We start from the raw sequence: 25,026 nt of genomic DNA on the forward strand, positions 1-25,026 counted from the left end.
GTTTATGCCTCGTTCTGTTGTGGTTGAGTTGCTGGCGTATTCGCCGTGAAGAACTCGTCACCAAAGTTGTGATTGATTAGGTGTTGTGCGTCGCAATCGCCTGCTTGGAATGGAATCAGAGTTAGTCCGTAGCGGAACTCATCCATGTACACGCGGTAAGAATCCAACACTTCACTGCCCCAAGAGTTTGAGCCTAAGCCCATCACTTGGTGATCTAGATTTAGCGTGATGTAGCCACTCTTCTCTAGCTCAATAGTGTGCTGTGCTTGATGCAGATTTTGGCTGGTGTAGAACCACGCGCTGAAGTTGATTTCTTGCTGTGGTTTTACCGCAATACCATTACCCGCGCGGCTTGAAAGCGCAGCCCAACGAACATGCTGGCGGTTGCCGTTGTTTTGCGGGAAGGGATAGTTCTCGAACATGTCTGCAACCGTTGATTGGTACACATCAATCATGTTGGCTTGCTTGCTGTCTTGGTAGTTCTCTTCAGGGCCGCGGCCGTAGTATTGAACCTGGTCAAAGTCGCCATTAATGCCCATATCGAAACCAATGACTGGAATCACGTGTGGGTAATCACCGTATCGTTCACCGCTCAGTTCAACGTTTAGTTGACCTTCAGCACTGATTTGGTAGCGATATTCACAACGCATGCCGAAATCAAATACTGGTGGAGCAATGATGCTAGTGGTGGTGACTTCTACCTTGCCATTGACCTGTTCAACGTTAAGTGTGCGGAAGTGCTCCTGCATGATCTGTAGGTGTGCTGGCTCCCAGTAACCATCGTGCTCTTGCTTATGGTTATCGATCATTGGCTTGAAGAAGTTGAGTCTTGGTTCTGACTTAATTAGCTCTTCGCCATTCACTAACCATGACGTCAGCTTGCCGTTCACTTTCGAGAAGTTCAGTGCAAAGTTGTGGCCTTTGATTAGGTAAGCGAGGCGAGACTCTTCAACATTCAGTGCCGTTGCATTGTTGTTGGTGAAGGCTTCTAGTTGCGCCGTGTTCTCTTTTACTTGGAATTGGTAAACCGCGATGTCGTGGTTCGCTTCGCTGTAGGGCGTGCGAGAATCCTTGCGAACAGTAAAGTTCACAAACACTTCGCGCTCATCAAGCTGTGGCAAGTTAAGTGTTAGTTCACGGCTAGAGTTTTCTGCAAGCTCTTCAACCTTGATGTGTTGCACAGCAATGGTTTCACCTTCAGCGCGAATTTCTGCAGTGATGGTGTAGTCATCAATGTTTGAGAACCACAGTTTGTTATCAACGGTGAAGGTGCCAGTTTTCGCATCGAAATCGCGAAGCTTCACTGGGGCAATCACTTGCTTGTACTCTTTCAAACCTGGGCCAGGTGTTTGGTCTGGGTAGATCAAACCGTCCATGCAGAAGTTGTAGTTGTTCGGGTAGTCACCGTAGTCACCACCGTACTTGTAGAACTCTGTACCTGATTCATCACGTGCGAGAATGCCGTGGTCACACCATTCCCAAACATAGTGACCTTGAATCGAATCGTGCTTGTAGAACACGTTCTGGTACTCGGTTAAACCGCCCGGGCCGTTACCCATTGCGTGTGCGTATTCACAGATGATGCGTGGCTTTTCGTGTGGGAATTCACCGAAGGCATTCATCAATTGAGCACGTGAGTACATGGTTGAAATGATGTCTACCACCTCAGCATCACGGTCTTCTTCATAGTGAACCAGACGTGTGTCATCAATCGCTTTAGCTGCATCGTACATAGAACGAATGTTGCAACCGTAGCCAGATTCGTTACCTAAAGACCACATGATGATAGAAGGGTGGTTCTTTTGAGCGTGGATATGACGTTCGATACGTTCAACAAACACCGCTTCCCATGCCGCATCGTTAGTGATACGGCTTAGGTCGCCAACGTTAGCAAAGCCGTGTGTTTCGACATCGGTTTCGCCCATCACGAATAGACCGTAGATATCACATAGCTCGTAGAAGCGCGGGTCGTTCGGGTAGTGCGCAGTGCGTACTGAGTTGATGTTGTGTTGTTTCATCAACACTAAGTCTTTCTCAACGCGATCCATGCCAACCGCACGGCCTTTTAGATGATCGTTATCGTGACGGTTTACGCCATGCAGCATCACGTATTTGTTGTTGATGTAAAACAGACCATCGCGAACTTTAATATCACGGAAACCAACACGTTGTGGAATCACTTCTAGCACTTTGCCATCGGCGTCTTTTAGCGTCAGCAATAGTTGGTAAAGGTATGGGGTTTCAGCGTTCCATTGAACAGGGTTCACTACATCGATAGAGAATTGAGTATTCGCATTGCCGCCAGTCTGTTGGTTAGGAACAGTTAGGTTATCTACTGAGCCTTGCGAGATAACTTGGCTGCCATCAAGCAATGCGTACTCAAGGTTTGCGTTCGCCGCTGCGGCTAGGTTTTCTAATACAACGTTGCACGATAGGGTAGCGCTTTGGTAAGCATCATCGAAGTCAGTGCGAACCGTTAGATCTTGAACGTGCAGTTGCTCTTTACCGACAAGGTAAACATCACGGAAGATACCGCCTGTCCACCACATGTCTTGGTCTTCAATGTAAGTGGAATCGGCCCACTGCATCACGCGGATAGACAGTAGGTTGTTGCCTGCTTTTACGTGGCTAGAGATATCGAATTCAGCCGTTAGGCGACTGCCTTTGCTGAAGCCAACATATTCGCCGTTTACGTAAACTTCGAAGTAAGTTTCAACGCCATCAAATTTGATGATGGTTTGTTTCTCGTCCCAGCTTTCGCCAAGGAAGAAAGAGCGTTGGTAAGCGCCTGTTGGGTTGTCTGATGGTACGAAAGGTACATCAATTGGGAATGGGAAACCTTCATCTGTGTATTGAAGATCGCCGTGGCCTTCCATTTGCCACATGTTTGGAACCGTGATGTTGCCCCAGTCGCTCATTTCCTGAGAATAAAACTCTTCAGGAACCAATAGCGGGTTGGTGAAATAGCTGAAACTCCATTGGCCACTCAATAGTTGGAAATGGCTGCTAAGTTCACGCTGAAACGTTTTTGCATTTTTTTCTGATGCGTACGAGAAGAAGTATGCACGCGGTGCCATACGGTTCTCATGTAAGTTCAGGAAGTTTTCCCAGTTGTTCACGTTGCCTCTCTCTCGGTCTGAATGCAGTTTGCTGACCGACGTTCTTATGCGTAATTGGGTCGTAGTGAATACGAGTATTTTTGGACTGAGGTAATTATTAGTAAAACTTTTACTAAATGAAATTAGTGAAAACGTTTTACTTTAACTCCATCACGTTTTTTAAGGTCTTTTTACGGTGCTGTGTGATCCACTTAAAAGAATGCTATTAGCTGATTTATGAAGCAGGTTAAACTGGGGAATATGTGTACATTGATGTATCTGATAGGCACAAAAAAGCCACCTTTAGTAAAGATGGCCTTAATGTATTTGTTTGATATTACTGACTATTTTGTTGTATTGCGCAGCTTGAGTTTGCTTGGTACATAGACGCGTAATGGGATAGTGCGACCGTCGCGTACTTTCTCGATCAGCAGGTTAACGCCTTGAATTCCCATGAGTTCAGAGTGAATACGAACAGTCGATAAAGATGGGAAGGTAAATTTAGCTGTTGGGATGTCGTTTACACTAATCAGCGCAATATCTTCAGGAATGTTTAATCCGTGCTCATGAACTGCTCGTAAAACGCCAATTGCGATGGAATCTGACGCAATAAACATGGCTTTAGGGTAGTCGCCAGTCGCGAGCATCTGTTTTGCAAGCTTGTAACCTGAAGAGCTAGAGAAGTCACCACGGTAGATGTCTTGCTCACTGACAACGTTCTTGAGGCTGCCATATTCAGCAAAGGCCACTTCACGAATATCAGGGGTGTCGACGTCGTCTTGTCCACCGATAAAGCCGATGCGCTCATAGCCTTGGTTGATAAAGAAGTTGGTGATCTCTTTGCTGATCAAAGCCAGGTCGATGTCGACAGAGTCATAAGGTTCTGAGTGATCGGTAAAATCGACATAACAGATATTATCGCTCAGCTTTTTGGCTTGTTCGATAACCTCTGGTGTCATTCTTCCTACCAACAAAACACCTGTAATTGGCGCTGAGTTTATTTGTATTTTACTTTCATAACAGTTGGTTAGCTTAACCTCCATCTTTTCACATTGGGTTTCAATACCGTGGCGAATCGATAGATAGTAAGGGTCGTTAACTTCCGCTTCTTGCTTGTAGTTATATAATGCAAGGAAGTGATGGTTCTGCTTCTTACTGCTAACGGTTTTTCGTGAGCTGCTGGTTTTGTATTCCAACTTCTCTGCAATTTCAAAGATACGCCTTTTGGTCTCTTCCTTGACGCTTAATGTTGGATCTTCATTGAGAACCCTTGAAACTGTAGCCAATGATACATTCGCTTCAGTCGCGATATCTTTTAACGTTGCCATACTCACTTCCTGTTATTGGAACATTGCGCTGCTTTGAAATTGGTATTTAGTAAAAAAGCAATGCACCTCTTTATTCTACAGACCTATTGTAATCAAACTGGAAGTCATTGCATTAACTTTTAGTAAAATAAATGCTCAACTCCTCTGTGATGTCTCAAATCTAACTATCTATAATTATCTTATTAAAATTCAATGAATTAGAGGTTGGCGGTTATACATTTCATCTATGTCATGATCAGCAGTAATGATGAAAGTTAGTGTAAACGTTTACACTTCGTGGTTTTGATCACAGAATTATAGTCAAAATGGCTGCTACTATTTCTGGCATACGGTGCTACTGAGCTTAATGTCAGTTCGAGTTAGCCCACGAATGACGACAAAGAGAGGTTGATTGTGAAAGTACTGGTTACGGGCGGCATGGGTTACATCGGAAGTCATACATGCATTCAAATGATACAGGCAGGTATGGAACCGATCATTGTTGATAACCTTTGCAACAGCAAAGAGCTAGTGCTGGAACGAATCGAATCGTTAACAGGCAAGCGACCAACGTTTTATCTTGGTGACATTCGTGACCAATCTTTTCTAGATAGCGTGTTTTCAGAAAATGATATCCAAGCGGTGATTCACTTTGCTGGTCTGAAAGCGGTAGGGGAGTCGGTGGCTAAGCCTTTGGAATACTACGATAACAACGTCAATGGTTCACTGGTGTTAGCTCGAAGCATGAAGAAAGCGGGTGTGAAAAGCATCGTATTTAGCTCTTCGGCTACTGTTTACGGTGATCCAGAAGTAGTGCCAATTACTGAAACTTCACCAACTGGTGCGACCACCAACCCTTATGGTCGCAGCAAGTATATGGTGGAAGAGTGCTTAAGCGATCTATTCAACGCGGAGAACGATTGGAGCGTGACTTTATTGCGTTACTTCAACCCAGTAGGTGCACATCCATCGGGCACTATGGGTGAAGACCCACAAGGTATCCCAAATAATTTAATGCCGTTTATTGCTCAAGTAGCCGTTGGTCGCCGTGAAAAACTGGCTGTTTTTGGAAACGATTACCCAACAGTCGATGGCACAGGCGTTCGTGACTACATCCACGTGATGGATTTAGCTGACGGTCACGTCGCCGCGTTAAAAGCGGTGGGCGAGAAGGCTGGCCTACACATTTACAACTTAGGTACGGGTAAAGGCTCAAGTGTACTTGAGATGGTTGAAGCCTTCGCACAAGCATCGGGTAAGCCTGTTCCTTATGAACTTTGCCCACGTCGCGCTGGTGACATTGCCGAATGTTGGGCAAGCACAGAAAAAGCGGAGCGCGAACTTGGCTGGAAGGCGACGCGTAGCGTGATGGAAATGACGGCGGATACCTGGAATTGGCAGTCGAATAATCCCAATGGTTACTAACTTTATGTAATTGAAAGCTGCAACTCCAATTTCTTTGGGGAAGGCAGGTTAAGAGAGATTCCAGATATCTCGTCCCTCGATTCTGGAATGACGAATTTTAAAACTACGATTTCTGAACGTCATTCCCTACAGCGAGGAACGAGCGTGAAAGGGAATCTCCTTGTAGAAGAATTATTCATCTTGGTGAATTGACCAAGACACAAAATTTGAGAGCAATCTAAGCATGTCAAAAGTTGAATTTAACCCAGTAGACCATCCACACCGTCGTTATAACCCATTAACAGGTCAGTGGATTTTAGTATCACCGCACCGAGCGAAGCGTCCTTGGAGTGGCCAAGATGAAAAGCCATCGACTGCGCAACTTCCAGCGTATGAGAAAGAGTGTTTCTTGTGCCCAACCAATACGCGTATCTCGGGTGACGAAAACCCAGATTACGACGGCACTTATGTATTCAGTAATGATTTCGCGGCGTTGATGCCCGATTCACCTGACGCTCCAGAGTCTGATAACCCTCTATTCAAGACTCAGGGTGTACGTGGGTTGAGCCGCGTGATCTGTTTTTCTCCGGACCACAGTAAAACGCTGCCCGAGCTTCCGGTAAACAAGATCCGTGGTGTTATCGATACGTGGAATGAACAGATTGAAGAACTAGGTAAAGACTACCTGTGGGTTCAAGCTTTTGAAAACAAAGGTGAGACTATGGGCTGCTCGCAACCACATCCGCACGGTCAAATCTGGGCAAATAGTTTTTTACCTAACGAGATTGAACGTAAAGAAAAATTGCTAAAAGAGTACTTCGAGCAACAAGGTTCAAACCTATTAGTGGATTACGTTGAAGCTGAAATGAAAGACGGCTCTCGTACTGTGGTTGAAACGGAACATTGGATTGCTGTGGTGCCTTACTGGGCGGCGTGGCCATTTGAAACTATGTTACTACCAAAAACGCACATTCGCCGTATGAGCGAACTGACTGGCGAGCAGCGTGATGATTTAGCGGTTGCGATTAAGAAGCTGACTAGCCGCTACGATAACTTGTTCCAGTGTTCATTTCCTTACTCAATGGGCTGGCACTACGCGCCGTTCTTCGAAGAAGGTGCGGACATCGATCACTGGCAGTTGCATGCATTGTTCTACCCACCACTGTTACGCAGCGCGTCCGTTCGTAAGTTCATGGTCGGCTACGAAATGTTGGCTGAATCTCAACGTGATTTAACCGCAGAACAAGCGGCACAGCGTCTTCGCGACTTGAGTGACGTGCATTACAAAGAGCAGTAATACGCTGCTTAGTAAATAACAAGCAAGATTCCCGATATCTCGTCCCTCGATTCTGGAATGACGACAGATGAGAAGCCCACAAGTGTAAGAGCTTAGAAGCTTAAAAGTTTAGTCGCAGATGTTGTCATTTCCTACCTGAGGTGCGAATGAGATAGGGAATCTAAAAGAATTAAAGTGGTGCCGTAAAAGGGGCCATAACCAATTGAACAAAGAGTTTAACCAGAGAGTTTACTTATGTCTGACCTAATCCAAAACGTGAAAGCATCTTTTGAGCAAGTCCTTGGTTACCAAGCGACTCATATTATCCAAGCACCAGGTCGTGTGAACCTGATCGGCGAGCACACCGACTACAACGATGGTTTTGTTCTACCGTGTGCCATTAACTACCAAACGGTAGTTGCAGCGGCTAAACGTGACGACAACATTGTACGAGTAGTATCAGTGGACTACGGTAATGCAGTAGATGAATTCGACCTAACTCAAGAGATCACATTCCAACAAGACAAGATGTGGGCTAACTACATTCGTGGTGTGGTGAAGTGCTTAAAAGGTCGCGGCTTTGAATTTACAGGTGCAGACATCTCTGTAACGGGTAACGTGCCTCAAGGTGCAGGTTTAAGTTCTTCTGCGGCACTGGAAGTGGTTATTGGTCAAACATTTAAGGTGCTTTATAACCTAGAGATCAGCCAAGCTGAAGTGGCGCTAAATGGTCAGCAAGCCGAAAACGAATTTGTGGGCTGTAACTGCGGCATCATGGACCAAATGATCTCGGCAGAAGGTCGCGCAAACCATGCGATGCTTTTGGATTGTCGTAGTCTAGAAACTCAAGCGGTTTCAATGCCAGAAGATATGGCTGTGGTTATCATCAACTCAAACAAGAAACGCGGCTTGGTCGACAGCGAATACAATACGCGTCGTGAGCAGTGTGAAGAAGCGGCGCGTATCTTTGGTGTTCCGGCACTTCGTGATGTGACCATTGAGCAGTTCAAAGCGAAAGAGTCTGAATTGGATGAAATGGTCGCGAAACGTGCTCGTCACGTGATTACTGAAAATGACCGTACTGTTGAAGCGGCTCAAGCTCTGCGCACTCATGATATGAAACGCATGGGTGAGTTGATGGCTGAATCGCATGCATCAATGCGTGATGATTTTGAAATCACGGTGAAAGAAATCGATACGCTGGTTGATATGGTCAAAGAAGTGATCGGTGAGCAAGGTGGCGTACGTATGACGGGCGGTGGTTTCGGTGGTTGTATTGTGGCATTGGTTCCACCTGCATTGGTTGATGAAATCAAAACAACCGTTGAGCAGAAATATCAGGCAGCGACGGGCCTAAAAGAATCGATTTATGTGTGCCAAGCGAAAGACGGCGCGGGCTTAGTTGAAGTAATCTAGCTGTTTCGAGACTTAATATAGAGCTTACCAACGAAAAAGATCATGGTAGGCCAAATACTAAAGCCTTTACCTCAACGTAGAGGCTTTTTACTGGCAGTAGAAGGAATTTAGAATGACACAAGCGCAGAACCTGCATCAATCCATGACAGAAACTGCAGCCTATGATGGCCAACCTGCTCAGCTTGTCACGCTGTCGAATGCACACGGCATGGAAGTGACATTCATGGATATTGGCGCAACGTGGTTGAGCTGTATCTTGCCAGTAAAAGGAAACAGACGAGAAGTGCTATTGGGTGTTAATTCAATGGATAACTTCGAGAAGCAAGCCAGTTATATGGGGGCGACAGTTGGTCGTTATGCCAACCGCATTGCCAATGGTCGTTTCAAGATTGATGGCAAGAATTACAAGTTGGAAACCAACCAAGCAGGAAACACCTTACACGGTGGTCCGAATGGTTTTGATAAACGTCGTTGGAACATTGCTGAGCAAACTGAAACATCGGTTGTGTTTAGCTTGGTATCAGCGGATGGCGACCAAGGTTTTCCGGGTAATTTGAACGTGTCGGTTCGTTATGAAATCACCGAAGATAATCGAGTCTCTATCGATTACACAGCCAACACTGATAAACCAACGATAGTGAACCTGACCAATCACGCCTACTTCAATCTGCTCGGCGCTGAAGCTGGACACGACTGTTTGTCACACATTGTCAGTATCAATGCTAATCAGTTCTTACCGACCAATTCTGTGGGTATTCCGTTAGGTAACCTTAAATCGGTGAAATCGACCAGCTTTGACTTCAATCAGCCTATGATGATCTCAGAGCGTTTGTTGGGCGATGAACAGCAGAAAGCAGCAAAGGGTTACGACCACTCTTTCTTATTGGCTGATGGCTGCAAACGCACTCAATGTGCCGCGACCGTAACCTCACCAGATGCGCTCGTCACACTAAAAGTATTTTCAACCAAACCTGCAATGCAGCTATACACCGGAAACTGGCTTGGTGGCACACCAAACCGAAGTGGTGGCAGCTATGAAGATTACGCTGGTTTGGCGCTAGAAACCCAGTTCTTACCTGACTCTCCTAACCACCCAGAGTGGAAGCAGGACAGTTGTATTCTCAAGCCTGAACAAGAATATAACTACAGTACCTGTTACCAGTTTGAATTTTCGGGGGATTCTTCAAACTAGTACGCTCTAGCTCAAAGCGGTTACGCCAATGTCTTTTGCTTGTGAATAGGACGATGTGAATTATCGCGTTGTTCTTGGGGGATGAGCAAAAGTGGCGCTCAACAAGAGTGCGGTTTATTAAGCGCGATTGTTGAGTATCTGAGTAAGGTAGGAAAGCCCTAACAGAAGCGATTCTGTTAGGGCTTTTTTTTGTTTATTGCTTGATGAGTCGACCAGAACTTAGATTTTCTCTACCGAATTGCGGCGTACCAGAGTTGGAGAGAACATCATTGGTTCAGTAGAGGTGTTTTCACCTTTAGCTAAGTGCAACGCGAGTCGTGTCGCTTTCTCTGCCATCATCTGAATCGGGTAGCGAATAGTGGTGAGCTTTGGATGAACATAGCGGGCAATTAAGCCATCATCGAAGCCGATGATCGACATTTTGTCTGGCGCTTGAATACCGTTTTCATCAAGGACAGACAAAGCACCTGCTGCCATGTAATCGTTGTACGCCACAATACCTGTGATTGGCAGTGATTTAGTCAGAAGGTTAGTCATGGCGTATTCGCCACCGTCACTGGTGGGCGCTGAGTATTCAATATAGCTGTCAGAGAGCGCTATTTTGTAATCTGAGAGTGCCGCTAAGTAACCTTGGATACGCTCATCGGCATCTTCAATGCTATGCGATGAGGCGATACAGGCAATGTTCTGATGGCCATGGCGGATCAGATATTCCGTCGCAAGATACGCGCCTTTCTTGTTGTCCAAGAAAATACAACGGTTGGCAATCTCAGCAATATAACGGTTGATCAGCACTAAGCCTTTGACTTCTTTCGCATAGGCAATCAGTTCTTCGTCGGTCAGGCCTTTCGAGTGGATCACCAGGGCGTCGCAACGGCTGTTAATCAGCAACTCAATCGCTTGTCTCTCTTCTTCACGATCGTGTGAGCCATTACCGACAAGGATATGTTTTCCGTTCTCACGAGCGACATTATCGACAGCCTTAACCAGCGTGCCAAAAAAGGGATCGGAGATGTCACCGACCAATACACCAACAGTGTTCGTGCTTTGGCTTACCAGCGCTCGAGCATTGGCATTCGGGCGATAGCCGAGTTTAGACATCGCTTTAGTTACAGACTCTACCGAGCTTGTACTCGCCTTGGGAGACTTGTTGATCACTCGAGATACGGTTGCAACAGAAACACCAGCTTCCTTTGCTACATCTTTAATTGTTGCCATTTTTAACCTCTATACATTGCTGCATCTATTTAACACCGACAATGATAGTAAGGCAACGAAACTCTCATTTTACTTCCAGTAATGAGATCTTTACCGCTTGTAATTATTAGGCTTAATGCTAGTGTAAACATTTACATTTTACTTAATTTTAGTAAATGATTTAATGAGTAAAAACAAATCAATATAGGAAGTGAGAAATGGATACTGTCTCTTATGGTGACTTTGCTAAGTTAGAAATGCGTGTGGGTAAGATCATTGAGGTTGTTCGTCATGAAAACGCCGACAAGCTGTACATTGTGCAAGTGGATGTTGGTGACAAGACGCTACAAACGGTGACCAGCCTAGTTCCTTACTACACAGAAGAGGAGTTGATGGGTAAGCAAGTTGTTGTTTTGTGCAATCTAGCGAAGGCGAAGATGAGAGGCCACACTTCTGAGTGCATGTTGCTATGTGCAGAAACGGAAGATGAATCTGAAAGTGTATTGCTAACCCCTGAACGTGCGATGCCAGCAGGTATTCGTGTCGTTTAAGCTCGCTTTAGGTTGGTGAGCCTATGTGTTCACCAACCTAAATCAACTAGCTGCGTACAGTTAGTATCAAGCCATCAATCACACTGTGATGGTGATCGGAAACCCCAGCAAGGTTGCCGTATTTAGGCTGGTGGCGATCATTTTCTAATGGGTGATGCCAACCTTGTGTGTGTTTAACGAAGTGCGCCGCAAAGCTTTCAGACACCTCTAAACATCCTGCCAATACTGTATCGACATAGGTTTGAACGATAGGGCTGTTTTCGCAAGGAGCTTCAATCTCGTCTTTGATGTAAACCCAGATCGATTGATCCTGTTTGAACTCATCTTGGCTTTTTATCTGAGAGGCCTTTAATTCGATTCGGTGATAGCCACGCTCACGGCGATCAAATTCAGCCAGTGCAATATCATCCACCTCAAGCAACACACCATTCACTTGTCCCTCGCCAAGATTGACGATCAAAGGTGATAACACATAGCTGTCATCGATCTTGCTCCAATAGCGAATTAAGCCATGAACAATCGCAGGGATCGCTTGCCCTGTCTGACCGGTAAGCTGGCGTGAAGATGAGTTGATTAAACTGCCATAACCAAAAATATACATCGCATTCCTTGTCTGAGTTGTTCCATTTAAGTCTAGTCTTACTATATGTGGCGAGATACCAAAAGTCAGTAAGTTTCTATTTATACATCTATATGTCTTTATGACTCTTTTGGTTGTGTTTTTTTGACTTGTTTATTGGCTATTGAATCTCGTGAGTCGCTGTTTTTACTGGTTTTATCTAATTGGCGCGTTTCATGCAATGTGATCTGCATATGGCATCGGATTTGATGCACACAAAATTTGGTTTAGGTAATACCTTGGCCGCTTATCTGAGAATTAGGAGCGAGTTTGTTAAATATCACAGATAAAAGTGTAGAAGACGCGATTCCAGCCTACCTGCGTTTAGGCTTTCGACCTTTCTTCTTTTTAGGCAGTCTCTATGCCGTGATTGCGATTGTAGCTTGGGTCATCATGTTCCAAAACGGTCAGCCTGAGGTTTTAAATGTTCCCGCATTGTGGTGGCACGTGCATGAGATGCTGTTTGGTTTTTCGATGGCGATTGTTGTCGGTTTTGTGCTCACTGCCGTGCAAACTTGGACGGGGGTCAATGGCACCAAACACTATCGATTAGCGGTGTTAGTTGGTTTGTGGTTGGCGCCTCGTATTCTGTTTTGGACACCGGCTCCGTTGTGGCTAATCTCTTCGATTGAAGCGCTGTTCTTAATCTTCGCGGCTTACGAGATCGGTTTCCGTGTCGTGAAGTCGAAAGGTTGGAAGAACCTATTCTTCGTACCGCTGTTTATATTGGCTATCGTGGCGAACTTTGCGAGCTACGCGACCATTAAAGGTATGCCTCCATTTCCTTCATCAGCGGTATGGCAAGCGATGTTGTGGTGGTTTACGTTATTGCTGTCTGTAATGGGCGGACGAGTGATTCCATTCTTTACCGCTCGTCGCTTCGACTTTGAGAAAGCGCAGCCATTGGTCTGGTTGGAATGGTTGGCAAACTTGCCTTTGGTTGGGCTGTTTGTTTTGAGCTTCTTCCCACTCACCTTTGCTCAGGTAGGTAATGAGCTAATGGTGTTTGCTGGCGTGACTCAGTTAGTTCGCTTTATCCGTTGGAAGCCTTGGACGACGTTATCTGAGCCTTTGGTGTGGTCACTGCACGCGGCTTACTTGTGTATCCCTTTAAGCTTGCTGTTACGCGGTTTATTAGACAACCCGTTTGCGAGCCATAATATGCTGCACTTGTTTGCGATTGGTGGCTTGAGCGGTTTGATTCTGGCGATGATTACGCGAGTGACAATGGGACACACTGGTCGTGCGATTTACAAAGGATCAAGCATGGCGCTAGCCTTTTCAGCGATATTTATTGCCGCGCTGGTTCGTAGCTTAGGTGTGATTTTCTTCCCTGCTTACTTGTTTGAGATGGTTAACATCAGCGCGGGTTTATGGACATTGGCGTTTGGTCTGTTTATCTGGAAATTCGGCATGATGCTGTTAACACCACGAGTAGATGGCCATCCGGGCTAATTTAATCTCAGCCTATTGATTAATAAAGGGAAGCGTTGAGCTTCCCTTTTTTGATCGAAATAAACTGTTATGAACTTATTGAGTATTCGCTACCAAGTATTGGCGTACCTGTGTAATGAGGTCTTCTTTGGCATGAGGGGAGATGAAACTGGCTTCGATGGCATTAATACTGAACTGGGCTAATTCTTGATGAGTGACAGGATGAGCGTTGGCAACCGCTAGGAAGTTATCATTCATGTAGCCACCGAAGTAAGCGGGATCATCGGAATTGATGGTGACACAGAGTCCTTTTCTCAGCAACTCGACGATGTTGTGCTCTTGCATGGTATCAAATACCTTGAGCTTGGTGTTCGACAATGGGCAGACCGTCAGTGGTGTGCGTTTAGCGATTAACTGTTCCATCAGCTCTTCATCTTCAACACAGCGAACACCATGATCAATTCGGGTAATGCTTAATAAGCTCAGTGCATCGATAATATTTTGTGCGGGGCCTTCTTCTCCTGCGTGTGCGACAGTTAGGAACCCTTGGTTGAGCGCTTCTTGAAAGACATGCTTAAACTTATCTGGCGGATTCCCCTGTTCTGATGAATCTAGTCCAACGGCAATGATCTTATCTTTATAGGGGAGGGCTTGTTTGAGTGTTTCAAAAGCGCTGTCTTCATCGAGATGACGCAAAAAGCACATGATCAGTTGACTGCTTATCCTAAGTTCATGTGTAGCTTGGTCGAGTGCTTGAGTAATGCCAGTGATAATTGTGTCGAAAGCGACTCCTCGCTCGGTATGGGTTTGCGGGTCGAAGAAAATCTCAGTGTGAACCACATTGTCTTGTTGGCACCTTAGTAGATAAGCCCAAGTGAGGTCGTAAAAATCCTGTTCGTGGATCAGCACGTTTGCGCCTTGGTAATAGATGTCGAGAAAGGACTGAAGATTGTGGAATTGATAGGCGTCTCGTACTTGGTCAGGGTTCTCAAAGGGAATCGATACGTTATTACGTTTGGCGAGTTGGAACATCAACTCTGGCTCTAATGTGCCTTCTATATGTAAGTGCAGCTCAACCTTAGGTAAATTTTTGATGAAGCTATCCATAGCAACTCCTTAGCTATTTTAATTATGGGCGGAGTAGGTGAGACAGTAGAGTCTGTAAACCTGAGCCTGCAGGTTATCTCTTTCATTTATCTCTGTTTGAGCATAGTTCATTTCATTGTGGTCGATAAAACAGTGCCGAAATTGGTGGTGAATAGAGGCTTACCAAGGAATTGAAATGAGCCGCAAACGATTTGCAGCATAGGAGTGTGATCCGCTGCAAATATTTGCAGCAATATTCATTGATTTGTGCTCTAATACCGCGCTTACCAAGGGATGGTGTTAAAAGATGCTCACTTAGATGGAGTTATCAAAGTTGACCGATCCCTTAATGATCTCCCTTAGGAAAAAATAGAACATGTCTAAGAACAAAAAATTTGATATCCGCCTTACAGAAAAACGCAACGGTTGGTGTGCAGAGATTACTCGTCAAGTAACGTCTCGCAGCACTACAGTATCTAAGCGTGAGTCTGGTTTCGAAACTGAAGCTCTAGCACAAGAGTGGGCAGAGAAAGAGCTAGCATCTTTCATCGCAAACCAAGCTGAACGTAACGAGCGTAAATCAGAACAGCGTAAAGAGCGTGACGAACTACGTCACACTAAAGAGCTTAAAGCTGAGCAAGCACGTGAAGCGCGCGCTAAAGCTCGTGCAGAAGAGCAAGAAGACGCTGAGTAATTCAGTGCATGATTAATTTATAGATCCCTTAATTTTAAGATAAGGGATTTGTAAAAAAAAAGCCCCGATATAACTTTTTTCTTTCTAGTTAAAAGTATATTGGGGCTTTTTAGTTTGTGGAGTTCTGTTTTATTGTGTTTAAGAGCACTGTTTGGCTTCTTGCTTTTAACGTCGAGCTCTTAAACTTTTAAGCATTGTCTGATCAGTTATTCAGCGCAGTTAGCCAATCGTCTTCTGCCACTTCTTCAATGTAGCTTTCTACTGATTGTCCGACTTCTTCATCGTCTTGCTTGAAGTAAGCGATGTGGAACACAGCATCACCTTCGTTTACCAAAGGTAGAGTTTGCTGACCAATCACGATACCGCCTTTGGTTGTGATCACTTGGCCTTCTTGGTGACCCAATGGAGAGCTGATGTAAGCAAGGGTTTGTCCTGCTTCAACTTGTTCGCCAAGTCTTACCATGTTACGCAAAATACCGTCTGATTCAGCGCGGATCCAGCTGGTGGATTTACTCAATACTGGCTCTGGTAACTTTTTACGGTTAGGGCGCAGCATGCCGATTTCTTTCATCACTTGATGCACGCCAAGGTAACCCGCACGAATCGCTAAGTGATCGAAACGCAGCGCTTCACCACCTTCGTAAGTTAATACAGGAATACCAAGTTTTTCTGCTTCGCTACGCAGTGAACCGTCACGCAGTGGAGAATCAATGATCACGGGTGTTGCAAACGCTTTTGCGATGCGCAGTGTTTCAGGGTTTGATAGGTTCGCACGAATCTGTGGCAGATTAGTACGGTGAATCGCGCCCGTGTGTAGATCCAGAATGTAATCACAGTGCTTTGCCACGTTCTCAAAGAAGGTGTAAGCGATGCGTGATGTTAACGAGCCTTTCTCACTGCCAGGGAAGCAGCGGTTTAGGTCACGACGGTCTGGTAGGTAACGAGATTTATGGATAAAGCCAAACACGTTAACGATAGGAACAACAATTAATGTCCCTTTCAGTTTCTTTGGATCAATCGCATTTGTCAGTTGTCTTGCAATCTCAACACCGTTTAGCTCATCGCCGTGGATAGCCGCATTTACCATCAGTGTTGGGCCTGCTTGGCGACCGTGAATAATTTCAATCGGGATCGAAAGTGGAGAGTGCGTGTAAAGCTGAGCTGCTTGCAGTTCAATCTCCATTCGCTGTCCTGGCTGAACAGTATAACCAAGTAATTCGAATGGTTGATTAGGTTTTAGTCTTGCCATTTAGGTTGTTCTCAACATGGTGATAATTCGTTAACACGGAATGTAGCAATCGTTGATTTTTAGTACGAATCAATCGCTTTACGGTGACGACAAAAGTTTTTTATTAAGGGGGTTCTGAATTGGTTTCAGTTTTTTATTTGGCTTATTGAAGGGTGTTTCAAATTGTGAATTCTCTGACAAAACATTGATTTAACGCTGATATTTATCATTCGATTGGTTGGTATTATCCATCGCCATTTTTTGGCGGCCAAATTAAAATATCGAGATCAAAATGAAAAAAACAATTTCAAAAGTTGTAGCACTTGCAGTGGTATCTGTTGCTTTATCTGGCTGTGTTGGTAGCAACGCAGTAACGGGTTACCTAATGAAGTTCAACATCAAAGCTGTTGATAACCGTTACGCTCGTGGTGGTTTGAACATGCTACTTGCACCTGCATACGGTCTAACGGTTGCGGCTGATTACCTAGTATTCAACTCACTAGAGTTCTGGACAGGTAGCAACCCACTAACAGGCGCTCCACACATCTTTGATACTAAGACTGATACGTACCTTGATATCAACCACCAACTTGATCCGTCTCTAACGGAAGCACCTGTTGGTCCTATCACAAGTGCTGATGTGATCGAGAAAGGTCAAATGCAGCAGATTGATGAAAACACGATCCAAATGGACATTACTTACCAGTCTGGTGAGCGTGCGACGTTAATCGGTGTTCGCGATGGTGAGATGGTGACGTACTTCATAGATGGCGAAGTCGTGGCACAAACTTCAATTGATGAGCTAGAAAGCTACGCGGCTTCACGCGTTTAATTGCTTCCTTAGTTACAAATAGTCGATGACAAAAATTAGATACAAAAACAGGTACTCATTGAGTACCTGTTTTATTTTGTGTCGATGGATAGTGTTTACCGCGAAATCCTATCTATCGAAAACATAATGGCTCGAACTATGCTTTTTCTGGGATTGCTTCTAATAGCGCAACCATTTGGTTCCAGAATAGTTCAACCGTATCAATCTTCACTTTCTCGTCTGGAGAGTGAGGGAACTTGATAGTAGGGCCGAAAGAAACCATGTCCATGTTCGGGTAAGGTTCTTTGAATAGACCACACTCAAGACCAGCATGGATAACCATTATGTTTGGCTTGTGACCGTAGATACCTTCGTACATGTCGCGGAAGATGTGCATGATTTCTGAATCTGCGTCTGGCTTCCAACCTGGGTAAGCGCCAGAGAATTCGATGTTCGCGCCTGCTAGCTCAGCAACAGAGTTCAGCATGCTTTCCACTTGGCTACGGCCAGAATCGATAAGAGAGCGGATCAGGCAAAGCACTGTGATTGAGTTTTCTTCAGTTGTGATAACCCCCACGTTTAGAGATGTTTCAACAACGCCTTCGATCTCATCACTCATGCGGATCACACCGTTTGGTGCCGCGTTAAGTGCTGCGATGAAGCGAGCTTGGTCAGCTGCTGCTAGAGCGCCCATTTCAACCGAAGCTTCTTCGTTGAAAGTCACGATGTTGTCTTCTACTTTACCTAGCTCTGTTGAAAGAAGCTCAGTGTAGTAGTTGTATAGTGAAGCCAGTTTTTCTTGGTTTGCCGCAGGAACAGCAACCGTTACGAAACCTTCACGAGGGATCGCGTTACGCAGGCTACCGCCTTTGAATTCGACGATGCGAAGGTCTAGCTCTTTTGCGTGACCCGCTAGGAAGCGAGCAAGCAGTTTGTTTGCGTTTGCACGACCTGTGTGGATGTCACAACCAGAGTGACCGCCTTTTAGGCCTTTTAGCGTTAGCTTACGTGTTACGAAGTCAGCTGGAATCGCGTTACGTGCAATTTCAAATGTCATTGCGCCGTCGATACCGCCAGCACAACCCATGTACACTTCACCTTCTTGCTCTGAATCGGTGTTAAGAAGGATATCGCCTTCTAACCAACCTGCTTCAAGACCGAAAGCACCAGTCATGCCTGCTTCTTCATCTACTGTTAGTAGAACTTCGATAGGGCCATGCTGGATTTCGTTTGAAGCAAGAACCGCTAGGCAAGAAGCCATGCCCATGCCGTTATCAGCGCCAAGCGTTGTACCTTTAGCTGTAACCCACTCACCATCAATGTATGGTTGGATTGGATCTTTAGCGAAGTCATGAACTGTGTCTTCGTTCTTTTGTGGAACCATATCGATGTGAGCTTGTAGCACCACACCTTTTTTGTTTTCCATACCCGCCGTTGCAGGCTTTTTGATGAATACGTTGCCCGTTGGGTCACGACGTACATCTAGGCCTTGTTCTGTTGCCCAAGCAATAATGTATTGAGCAAGCTCTTCTTCATGCTTAGAAGGGTGTGGGATTGAGCAAATCTTATCGAAGAACTGCCAAATAGGGGCAGGGGATAATTTACTGATCTCAGAATGGAATTCAGACACGGATGACTCCTTTTTTATTTGATAACCATATATTTAGGATTTCTATAGGTAAAAACTTAGAACAAAAATCTAAAATATGGGTCTGTTTTGATGGCAACAGCATACCACTAGAGCGTTTTGACGAGTAGCGCTTCTAAACCTGAAATGCCTCAAATTTTGAACGCCATCTTGTTCATTTGATCTTGAATAAGTGTATTGATGCTTATAAATGGTGCAAGCAAACGTTTGTTTAAGTCTTTTTTGTAATTTAATTACGAAATTGAGTTTGCAAAATAACCATAATTGGTAAAAAGTGTGACCTATAGCAAAAAATACTTGTAATCTTTTTTCTTTGAGGTATATTAATAACCAACTTCTGAAGTGAAGAGTAAATGCTCAAAGGATGAGTCCGTTTTATCGCCTCCAAGGAACCGAGAAATCAAATTCGTTTTTTATTGATTTATTAAGGTGATAGTTATGAAAGGTTTACCATCTGCAATGTTCTGGCTTAACAGCTCTGTTTACACTAGCAACTTTGCATACCCTACAAGCTTCGGTTACTAATACCGTAAGCATGTAACTCGAACAGTTTTGTTCACCCCTATATATTGGAATTCTTTTACAGCCCTTTTGGTTGACAGATTCTACCGCCACTCAGTTTTGAGTGGCGTTTTTTTTGCCTACTACTTTTCCAAACCGCTTTATCTTGTCACTTTCCCTACATTTCTGTGTGGTTGTTTTTTTAAACGCCAAAATATCAATTTGCGCCTTATTACTGATCCTGTTGAAAAATACACAACTCTTGTGGGTTTGAATTCAGAATTTAATGGCTAGATTCTCTATCAAAATAACCGATGGTCGAAAAAGTAACCAAGATTTTTCATTGTGACTATTGCTCTTAATTGTCTGTTTATTATGGTTATTTCTTGGGAAATACATCGCTTTTAATCGCTTTGTTTCATACGGCATTCTGATAAATATCGATTAGAGCCTTAATTCTATCTGGAATTTGTTATTTGATAACTTTATAATCCACAGCCAATCGATTACGCAACCGTTTACTTCTTACCCTTATAGGATTCGATAATGTTCGAAAAGCTATTCAAACTCAGTGAAAACGGCACCAATGTGCGCACTGAAATCATCGCAGGTCTAACAACCTTCCTAACAATGGCTTACATCATTTTTGTAAACCCAATGATTCTAGCTGATGCTGGTATGGACCATGGCGCTGTATTTGTAGCAACCTGTTTAGCGGCTGCTATCGGCTGTTTCATCATGGGCTTTGTTGCTAACTACCCAATCGCTCAAGCACCAGGTATGGGTTTGAACGCATTCTTTACCTACGCAGTGGTTATGGGTATGGGTTATACGTGGCAAGTTGCTCTGGCAGCGGTTTTCGTATCAGGCGTAATCTTCATTTTCTTAAGTATCTTTAAGATCCGTGAATGGATTATCAACTCGATTCCTATGTCTCTGCGTGTTGGTATCTCTGCGGGTATCGGTCTTTTCCTAGCGTTTATTGCACTGAGCAATGCTGGCATCGTGGTTTCTAACCCAGCAACTAAAGTCTCTCTGGGCGACATTACCGCGATTGCTCCTATTCTAGGTGCACTTGGTTTCTTCTTAACGATTGCTCTTGTTCACCGTGGCGTGAAAGGCGCAGTAATGATTGCGATTCTAGCTATCACAGCTCTTGGTATTGTTATTGGTGACGTTCAATACGGCGGCATCATGTCTACACCACCAAGCCTTGCACCTACATTCATGCAGCTTGATTTCTCTGCGGTATTTGAAATCGGTATGATTTCAGTGGTATTCGCATTCTTGTTCGTCGATTTATTCGATACAGCAGGTACTTTGGTGGGTGTTGCAACAAAAGCAAACCTAATCAAAGAAGACGGCAAACTTCCTCGTCTAAACAAAGCACTGCTTGCTGACTCTACAGCAACGTCTATTGGTGCATTGCTAGGTACATCAAACACAACTTCTTACGTTGAGAGTGTTGCGGGTGTCGCTGAAGGTGGCCGTACAGGTCTAACAGCGGTTGTTGTTGGTATCTTATTCCTACTGGCTCTTTTCTTCTCGCCACTTGCAGGTATGATTCCGGCTTACGCAACATCAGGTGCACTTTTCTATGTAGCAATTTTGATGATGTCTGGCCTAGTTGGCATTGATTGGCGTGATCTTACAGAAGCAGCACCAGTCGTGGTAACATGTCTGCTTATGCCGCTGACGTACTCTATCGCTGAGGGTATCTCACTAGGTTTCATCGCTTACGCTGCAATTAAGCTGCTAAGTGGTAAAGGTCGCGACGTTTCACCTGCTGTGTGGGTAATGTCGGTTATCTTTATTCTTAAATACATTTTCGCTTAATCGTCTAGATTTCTGCTTAATCGCTGAAGAGGCTATGTTTGAGATAGCCTCTAATAACATGACAAAATTATTAGGTTTTATACTATGAGCAACAAATTCGTTATCACTTGGGACAACATGCAGACTTACTGCCGTCAACTAGCCGAAAAGCAAATGCCAGCAGAGCAGTGGAAAGGCATCTGGGCAGTAAGCCGTGGTGGTTTGGTTCCTGGTGCAATCTTGGCTCGTGAGCTAGGTATTCGTCACGTAGATACGATTTGTATTTCTAGCTACGACCACGATCACCAACGTGATATGACAGTAGTTAAAGCACCTGAAGGTGACGGCGAAGGCTTCCTAATCGTTGAAGACCTTGTTGATAGTGGTGACACTGCACGCAAACTTCGCGAGATGTACCCTAAAGCGAAACTGATCGCTGTATGTGCAAAGCCATCTGGTGCTGATTTGCTAGACGAGTACATCGTTGATATCGCTCAAGACACATGGATTGAGCAACCTTGGGATACTAGCCTAAGCTACGTTGAGCCAGTAAATCGCAAGTCAAAATAAGCGTAAACTTAGTTTTTTTGAGAAATGACCCTTTATAGGGTCATTTTTTTTTATATTATTAGTGACAACCATTTCTTATTAAGTATCCCAATGTCTGAATCAGAAGAAACGAGCTCGAACCTTTCGGAAACCTTGTTTGTAAAGCACAAGCAGGCGAAAGAGACCTCAATGTTGACACAATACATGCCAAGCTCTGAAGCGTTATTGGATGAGAAGCGTGAACAGCAAAACTCATCATGGTACCGAAATCTAAGACGTCTTCAGTGGGTGTGGCAAGGCGTTAACCCAATTGAGCAAGAAGCGGTATTGGCTCGTATCGCATCATCAGATAACTCTCGTACAACCGATGAGTGGCTTGATACGGTCATGGGTTACCGAAGTGGTAACTGGGCATACGAATGGACTAAGTTGGGTATGCAGCACCAAAACCGTTCTAATGAAAAGAACGGAGAAGAAATGGCTGAAGAGCTGTTTTCAGCTTCGTTGTGTTTCAGTATCGCGGGCTACCCACATCTTAAAAACGATAACTTGGCAGCTCAGGCTCAAGTGTTAGCAAATGCAGCCTATTCCGAAGCAATTAAGCACACCAAGCTGATCGTTAAACAGATTGAAGTGCCATACAAAAACAAGAAAATTAAAGCGAACTTACATCTAACCAAAACAGACAAACCACAACCGGTTGTGATTGTCAGTGCTGGCCTAGACAGTTTGCAGACCGATATGTGGCGCTTGTTTAGGGATTACTTAGCACCAAAGAACATTGCTATGTTAACAGTCGACATGCCATCGATAGGGCACAGTGCGCACTGGCCTTTAACGGAAGACTCGTCTTGCCTGCACCAAGCCGTATTGAATGAACTGCCTAATATCCCTTGGGTCGATCATCATAAGGTTGGCTTGTTTGGTTTCCGTTTTGGTGGTAATGCGATGGTAAGATTATCTTTCCTTGAGCAGCATAAGCTTAAAGCGTGTATCTCTCTAGGTGCTCCAATTCACGATATCTTTGTTCATGCCGACAAACTTAAGCAAATGCCTAAGATGCATTTAGATGTGTTGGCTTCTCGCCTGGGTAAAGGGGCGGTCGATATCAATAGCCTTTCTGGGCAGTTGATGGCGTGGTCACTCAAGGTACAAGGTTTACTGTCAAACAGTAAAACCAGTGTTCCTATTTTGGCAATGGCTTTGGAAGGCGACCCTGTTTCACCACCAATGGATAATCAACTGGTTGCTATTTACAGTGATTACGGAAAAGCGAAGAAAATCAAAGCTAAGTCAATTACACAAGGTTATGAGCAATCCCTCGAATTGGCGATAAAGTGGCTTGAGGATGAATTATTTAGATGACATTTCTCCAAAATTAGTTAAGCATGAAAAGTGTACAAACTAAGTACCTGATACTCAGAGATAATTTATAAAACCTAATTGCGTAGTTTTTACGTATAACAATCTGAGTAACGTCATTCTTAACATTGAAAATGGAGATTCAATATGTCAGAAGTGACACAACAACCTACGCATTACCGCTTGTTGAATGTTTTAAAGGCTATCGGGCCTTACTTGAGGGAGCCGCAATCAGAAGAAGGCCACTACATTTTTGATTGCTTGTCTGTGTGTGTGAACGATAAAAAGTCACCAGAAGAGCGTGAATTCTGGGGATGGTGGTTGGAGTTGGATAAGTCGGAAGACGGATTTTCGGCGAAATACAACACGGGTAAATACAATATCGATGGCAACTGGGATCCTTTGCCATTACCGAAAAAAGCGGTGGCTGAGGTCTCTCGAACTCAGGAAGCCTTTCACCAAAAACTGGTTGATGAACTTCAAAAGAAATTTGAAATCAGCGTTCAGTTAGACGAAGAGTCTGTCGAATTCGTCTGATTTTAAAGGTTACTCTTCTATATAAAGCAAAAAGGTGCGATTTCGCACCTTTTCTGCTTGTGAATTCCCTTTTTGATTGCTAAAACATCACCTCTTATTTGTTTTATTCATAAAAGACTTCATGACAACAAATCATCAAAGCGGGACAACAGCGCAGCGTAAAACTGTCGTTGTTAAACTGGGTACCAGTGTCTTAACTGGTGGAACATTGGCATTAGACCGTGCTCATATGGTTGAGCTGGTTCGTCAATGTGCTGAATTAAAAAAACAAGGCCACTCTGTGGTTATGGTTTCGTCTGGTGCAATTGCAGCAGGACGTGAACACCTTGGTTACCCCGCACTTCCCAACTCAATGGCGAGCAAACAGTTGCTTGCGGCAGTTGGGCAAAGTCAGTTGATTCAAGTTTGGGAGTCTTTGTTTGCTATCTATGGCCTTAAAATTGGCCAGATGCTGCTGACTCGTGCTGATCTTGATGATCGCGAGCGTTTTCTGAATGCCCGTGACACGATCAATGCACTCGTTGAACACGACATTATTCCTGTCGTTAATGAAAATGACGCAGTTGCGACCAACGAAATTAAAGTGGGCGACAACGATAACTTGTCGGCACTGGTTGGTATTTTATGCGGTGCGGATAAGCTTTTGCTGCTAACCGACCAAAAAGGCCTGTTTACGGCTGACCCTCGTAAAGATCCAAATGCTGAGCTCATCAAAGAAGTGAAAACGATTGATGACACACTGCGTAAGATCGCAGGCGGCAGTGGTACTACGTTGGGTACTGGCGGCATGGCGACAAAACTGCAGGCGGCTGATATTGCTCGTCGCGCAGGCATCGAAGTTATTATTGCAGCGGGCAGTGCTGAAAATGTGGTGTTTGACTCATTGAGTGACAATCCACAAGGCACACGTTTCTTGCCTTTGCCTGAAGCGCTTGAAAACCGTAAACGTTGGATCCTAGCGGGCCCTGCATCCGCAGGCGACATCGTGGTCGACGATGGCGCAGTAAATGCTGTTAGCACCAAAGGCAGTAGCTTGTTGGCAAAAGGGGTTATTCGAGTTCAAGGCGAGTTTTCTCGTGGTGAAGTCACCCAAGTCACAGACAGTAAAGGCAAGGTAGTGGCGCGTGGTATCGCTAGCTACTCAAGCCAAGACCTAGCAAAAATAGCAGGCAAGCACAGTAAAGATATTGGCGACATTCTTGGTTACGATTACGGGTCAGAAGTCATTCACCGTGACGACCTTGTTGTAATCCAAGAATAGCTCGTGATGAGAAGGCGAATCGCCTTTTTGCATCCAAAGA

Annotated in this window: 20 protein-coding genes; 13 read left to right on the forward strand and 7 right to left on the reverse strand. The window is 44.6% G+C overall.

The window, feature by feature from the left end; genetic code table 11:
• Nucleotides 1-2: 2 nt before the first annotated feature.
• Both ebgA and ebgR read right to left on the reverse strand, forming a co-directional pair.
• The gene (ebgA, locus tag FTW16_RS18130) at nt 3-3,119 is read right to left on the reverse strand and encodes a beta-galactosidase subunit alpha (RefSeq protein ID WP_146492051.1); all 3,117 of its coding nucleotides are present in this window, start codon (nt 3,117-3,119) and stop codon (nt 3-5) included.
• Nucleotides 3,120-3,442: 323 nt separating this feature from the next.
• Entirely contained in the window at nt 3,443-4,426 is a 984-nt protein-coding gene (ebgR, locus tag FTW16_RS18135; protein ID WP_146492052.1) for a transcriptional regulator EbgR, read from the reverse strand.
• Nucleotides 4,427-4,819: 393 nt separating this feature from the next.
• Between ebgR and galE the strand changes: the two genes are divergently transcribed.
• The 4 genes from galE to galM all read left to right on the forward strand — a co-directional run bounded on the left by galE (nt 4,820) and on the right by galM (nt 9,693).
• On the forward strand, nt 4,820-5,830 hold the full coding sequence (galE, locus tag FTW16_RS18140; protein ID WP_146492053.1) for a UDP-glucose 4-epimerase GalE: 1,011 nt from the start codon (nt 4,820-4,822) through the stop codon (nt 5,828-5,830).
• 223 nt (nt 5,831-6,053) lie between these two features.
• Nucleotides 6,054-7,106 (forward strand): UDP-glucose--hexose-1-phosphate uridylyltransferase, encoded by a 1,053-nt coding sequence (locus tag FTW16_RS18145; protein ID WP_146492054.1) that lies wholly within the window; start codon nt 6,054-6,056, stop codon nt 7,104-7,106.
• A gap of 234 nt (nt 7,107-7,340) precedes the next feature.
• A complete protein-coding gene (gene galK / locus FTW16_RS18150; protein ID WP_048612261.1) occupies nt 7,341-8,501 on the forward strand; it encodes a galactokinase in 1,161 nt (386 codons plus the stop codon).
• Between the two features lie 112 nt (nt 8,502-8,613).
• Nucleotides 8,614-9,693 carry a galactose-1-epimerase gene (gene galM / locus FTW16_RS18155; protein ID WP_146492055.1) on the forward strand — a complete coding sequence of 360 codons (1,080 nt, stop codon included), beginning with the start codon at nt 8,614-8,616 and terminating at the stop codon, nt 9,691-9,693.
• Between the two features lie 219 nt (nt 9,694-9,912).
• Here galM and FTW16_RS18160 read toward each other — a convergent pair whose 3' ends face one another.
• Nucleotides 9,913-10,911: a substrate-binding domain-containing protein gene (locus tag FTW16_RS18160; RefSeq protein ID WP_146492056.1), complete on the reverse strand. Its 999-nt coding sequence runs from the start codon at nt 10,909-10,911 to the stop codon at nt 9,913-9,915.
• Between the two features lie 197 nt (nt 10,912-11,108).
• Here FTW16_RS18160 and FTW16_RS18165 point away from each other — a divergent pair, with 197 nt between their 5' ends.
• On the forward strand, nt 11,109-11,441 hold the full coding sequence (locus FTW16_RS18165; RefSeq protein WP_017060796.1) for a tRNA-binding protein: 333 nt from the start codon (nt 11,109-11,111) through the stop codon (nt 11,439-11,441).
• Nucleotides 11,442-11,487: 46 nt separating this feature from the next.
• Here the strand turns inward: FTW16_RS18165 and FTW16_RS18170 are convergent, their stop codons facing one another.
• Nucleotides 11,488-12,042 (reverse strand): gamma-glutamylcyclotransferase family protein, encoded by a 555-nt coding sequence (locus tag FTW16_RS18170; protein WP_146492057.1) that lies wholly within the window; start codon nt 12,040-12,042, stop codon nt 11,488-11,490.
• Nucleotides 12,043-12,330: 288 nt separating this feature from the next.
• Here FTW16_RS18170 and FTW16_RS18175 point away from each other — a divergent pair, with 288 nt between their 5' ends.
• On the forward strand, nt 12,331-13,515 hold the full coding sequence (locus FTW16_RS18175) for an NnrS family protein (protein ID WP_146492058.1): 1,185 nt from the start codon (nt 12,331-12,333) through the stop codon (nt 13,513-13,515).
• Nucleotides 13,516-13,590: 75 nt separating this feature from the next.
• Here the strand turns inward: FTW16_RS18175 and FTW16_RS18180 are convergent, their stop codons facing one another.
• Nucleotides 13,591-14,601: an adenosine deaminase gene (locus FTW16_RS18180; RefSeq protein WP_146492059.1), complete on the reverse strand. Its 1,011-nt coding sequence runs from the start codon at nt 14,599-14,601 to the stop codon at nt 13,591-13,593.
• 355 nt (nt 14,602-14,956) lie between these two features.
• Here FTW16_RS18180 and FTW16_RS18185 point away from each other — a divergent pair, with 355 nt between their 5' ends.
• A complete protein-coding gene (locus FTW16_RS18185; RefSeq protein WP_017056240.1) occupies nt 14,957-15,274 on the forward strand; it encodes a DUF3622 domain-containing protein in 318 nt (105 codons plus the stop codon).
• A gap of 202 nt (nt 15,275-15,476) precedes the next feature.
• Here FTW16_RS18185 and FTW16_RS18190 read toward each other — a convergent pair whose 3' ends face one another.
• Nucleotides 15,477-16,523 (reverse strand): succinylglutamate desuccinylase/aspartoacylase family protein, encoded by a 1,047-nt coding sequence (locus FTW16_RS18190; protein WP_017060792.1) that lies wholly within the window; start codon nt 16,521-16,523, stop codon nt 15,477-15,479.
• Between the two features lie 271 nt (nt 16,524-16,794).
• Between FTW16_RS18190 and FTW16_RS18195 the strand changes: the two genes are divergently transcribed.
• Nucleotides 16,795-17,334, forward strand: a complete 540-nt coding sequence (locus FTW16_RS18195; protein WP_146492060.1) for a DUF3332 family protein — start codon at nt 16,795-16,797, stop codon at nt 17,332-17,334.
• 136 nt (nt 17,335-17,470) lie between these two features.
• On the opposite strand, the gene FTW16_RS18200 is transcribed toward FTW16_RS18195, so the two are convergent.
• Nucleotides 17,471-18,943 (reverse strand): aminoacyl-histidine dipeptidase, encoded by a 1,473-nt coding sequence (locus tag FTW16_RS18200; protein ID WP_146492061.1) that lies wholly within the window; start codon nt 18,941-18,943, stop codon nt 17,471-17,473.
• Nucleotides 18,944-20,008: 1,065 nt separating this feature from the next.
• Between FTW16_RS18200 and FTW16_RS18205 the strand changes: the two genes are divergently transcribed.
• The 5 genes from FTW16_RS18205 to proB all read left to right on the forward strand — a co-directional run bounded on the left by FTW16_RS18205 (nt 20,009) and on the right by proB (nt 24,986).
• A complete protein-coding gene (locus FTW16_RS18205) occupies nt 20,009-21,298 on the forward strand; it encodes an NCS2 family permease (protein WP_146492062.1) in 1,290 nt (429 codons plus the stop codon).
• A gap of 84 nt (nt 21,299-21,382) precedes the next feature.
• Entirely contained in the window at nt 21,383-21,847 is a 465-nt protein-coding gene (tet(34), locus tag FTW16_RS18210) for an oxytetracycline resistance phosphoribosyltransferase domain-containing protein Tet(34) (protein ID WP_009847475.1), read from the forward strand.
• 90 nt (nt 21,848-21,937) lie between these two features.
• The gene (frsA, locus tag FTW16_RS18215) at nt 21,938-23,191 is read left to right on the forward strand and encodes an esterase FrsA (protein ID WP_146492063.1); all 1,254 of its coding nucleotides are present in this window, start codon (nt 21,938-21,940) and stop codon (nt 23,189-23,191) included.
• A gap of 144 nt (nt 23,192-23,335) precedes the next feature.
• A complete protein-coding gene (crl, locus tag FTW16_RS18220) occupies nt 23,336-23,725 on the forward strand; it encodes a sigma factor-binding protein Crl (RefSeq protein WP_086715272.1) in 390 nt (129 codons plus the stop codon).
• Nucleotides 23,726-23,801: 76 nt separating this feature from the next.
• Nucleotides 23,802-24,986 (forward strand): glutamate 5-kinase, encoded by a 1,185-nt coding sequence (proB, locus tag FTW16_RS18225; RefSeq protein ID WP_186728092.1) that lies wholly within the window; start codon nt 23,802-23,804, stop codon nt 24,984-24,986.
• The last annotated feature ends 40 nt before the right edge of the window (nt 24,987-25,026 follow it).

Source organism: Vibrio sp. T20, assembly GCF_007858795.1.
GTDB lineage: Bacteria > Pseudomonadota > Gammaproteobacteria > Enterobacterales > Vibrionaceae > Vibrio > Vibrio satsumensis.

Coding starts and splice junctions, on each gene's coding strand:
- FTW16_RS18170 (WP_146492057.1), bottom strand. CDS start 12,042: ATGTATATTTTTGGTTATGGCAGTTTAATCAACTCATCTTCACGCCAG.
- FTW16_RS18165 (WP_017060796.1), top strand. CDS start 11,109: ATGGATACTGTCTCTTATGGTGACTTTGCTAAGTTAGAAATGCGTGTG.
- frsA (WP_146492063.1), top strand. CDS start 21,938: ATGTCTGAATCAGAAGAAACGAGCTCGAACCTTTCGGAAACCTTGTTT.
- FTW16_RS18205 (WP_146492062.1), top strand. CDS start 20,009: ATGTTCGAAAAGCTATTCAAACTCAGTGAAAACGGCACCAATGTGCGC.
- galK (WP_048612261.1), top strand. CDS start 7,341: ATGTCTGACCTAATCCAAAACGTGAAAGCATCTTTTGAGCAAGTCCTT.
- FTW16_RS18195 (WP_146492060.1), top strand. CDS start 16,795: ATGAAAAAAACAATTTCAAAAGTTGTAGCACTTGCAGTGGTATCTGTT.
- FTW16_RS18145 (WP_146492054.1), top strand. CDS start 6,054: ATGTCAAAAGTTGAATTTAACCCAGTAGACCATCCACACCGTCGTTAT.
- ebgR (WP_146492052.1), bottom strand. CDS start 4,426: ATGGCAACGTTAAAAGATATCGCGACTGAAGCGAATGTATCATTGGCT.
- crl (WP_086715272.1), top strand. CDS start 23,336: ATGTCAGAAGTGACACAACAACCTACGCATTACCGCTTGTTGAATGTT.
- FTW16_RS18185 (WP_017056240.1), top strand. CDS start 14,957: ATGTCTAAGAACAAAAAATTTGATATCCGCCTTACAGAAAAACGCAAC.
- FTW16_RS18180 (WP_146492059.1), bottom strand. CDS start 14,601: ATGGATAGCTTCATCAAAAATTTACCTAAGGTTGAGCTGCACTTACAT.
- FTW16_RS18160 (WP_146492056.1), bottom strand. CDS start 10,911: ATGGCAACAATTAAAGATGTAGCAAAGGAAGCTGGTGTTTCTGTTGCA.
- galM (WP_146492055.1), top strand. CDS start 8,614: ATGACACAAGCGCAGAACCTGCATCAATCCATGACAGAAACTGCAGCC.
- FTW16_RS18190 (WP_017060792.1), bottom strand. CDS start 16,523: ATGGCAAGACTAAAACCTAATCAACCATTCGAATTACTTGGTTATACT.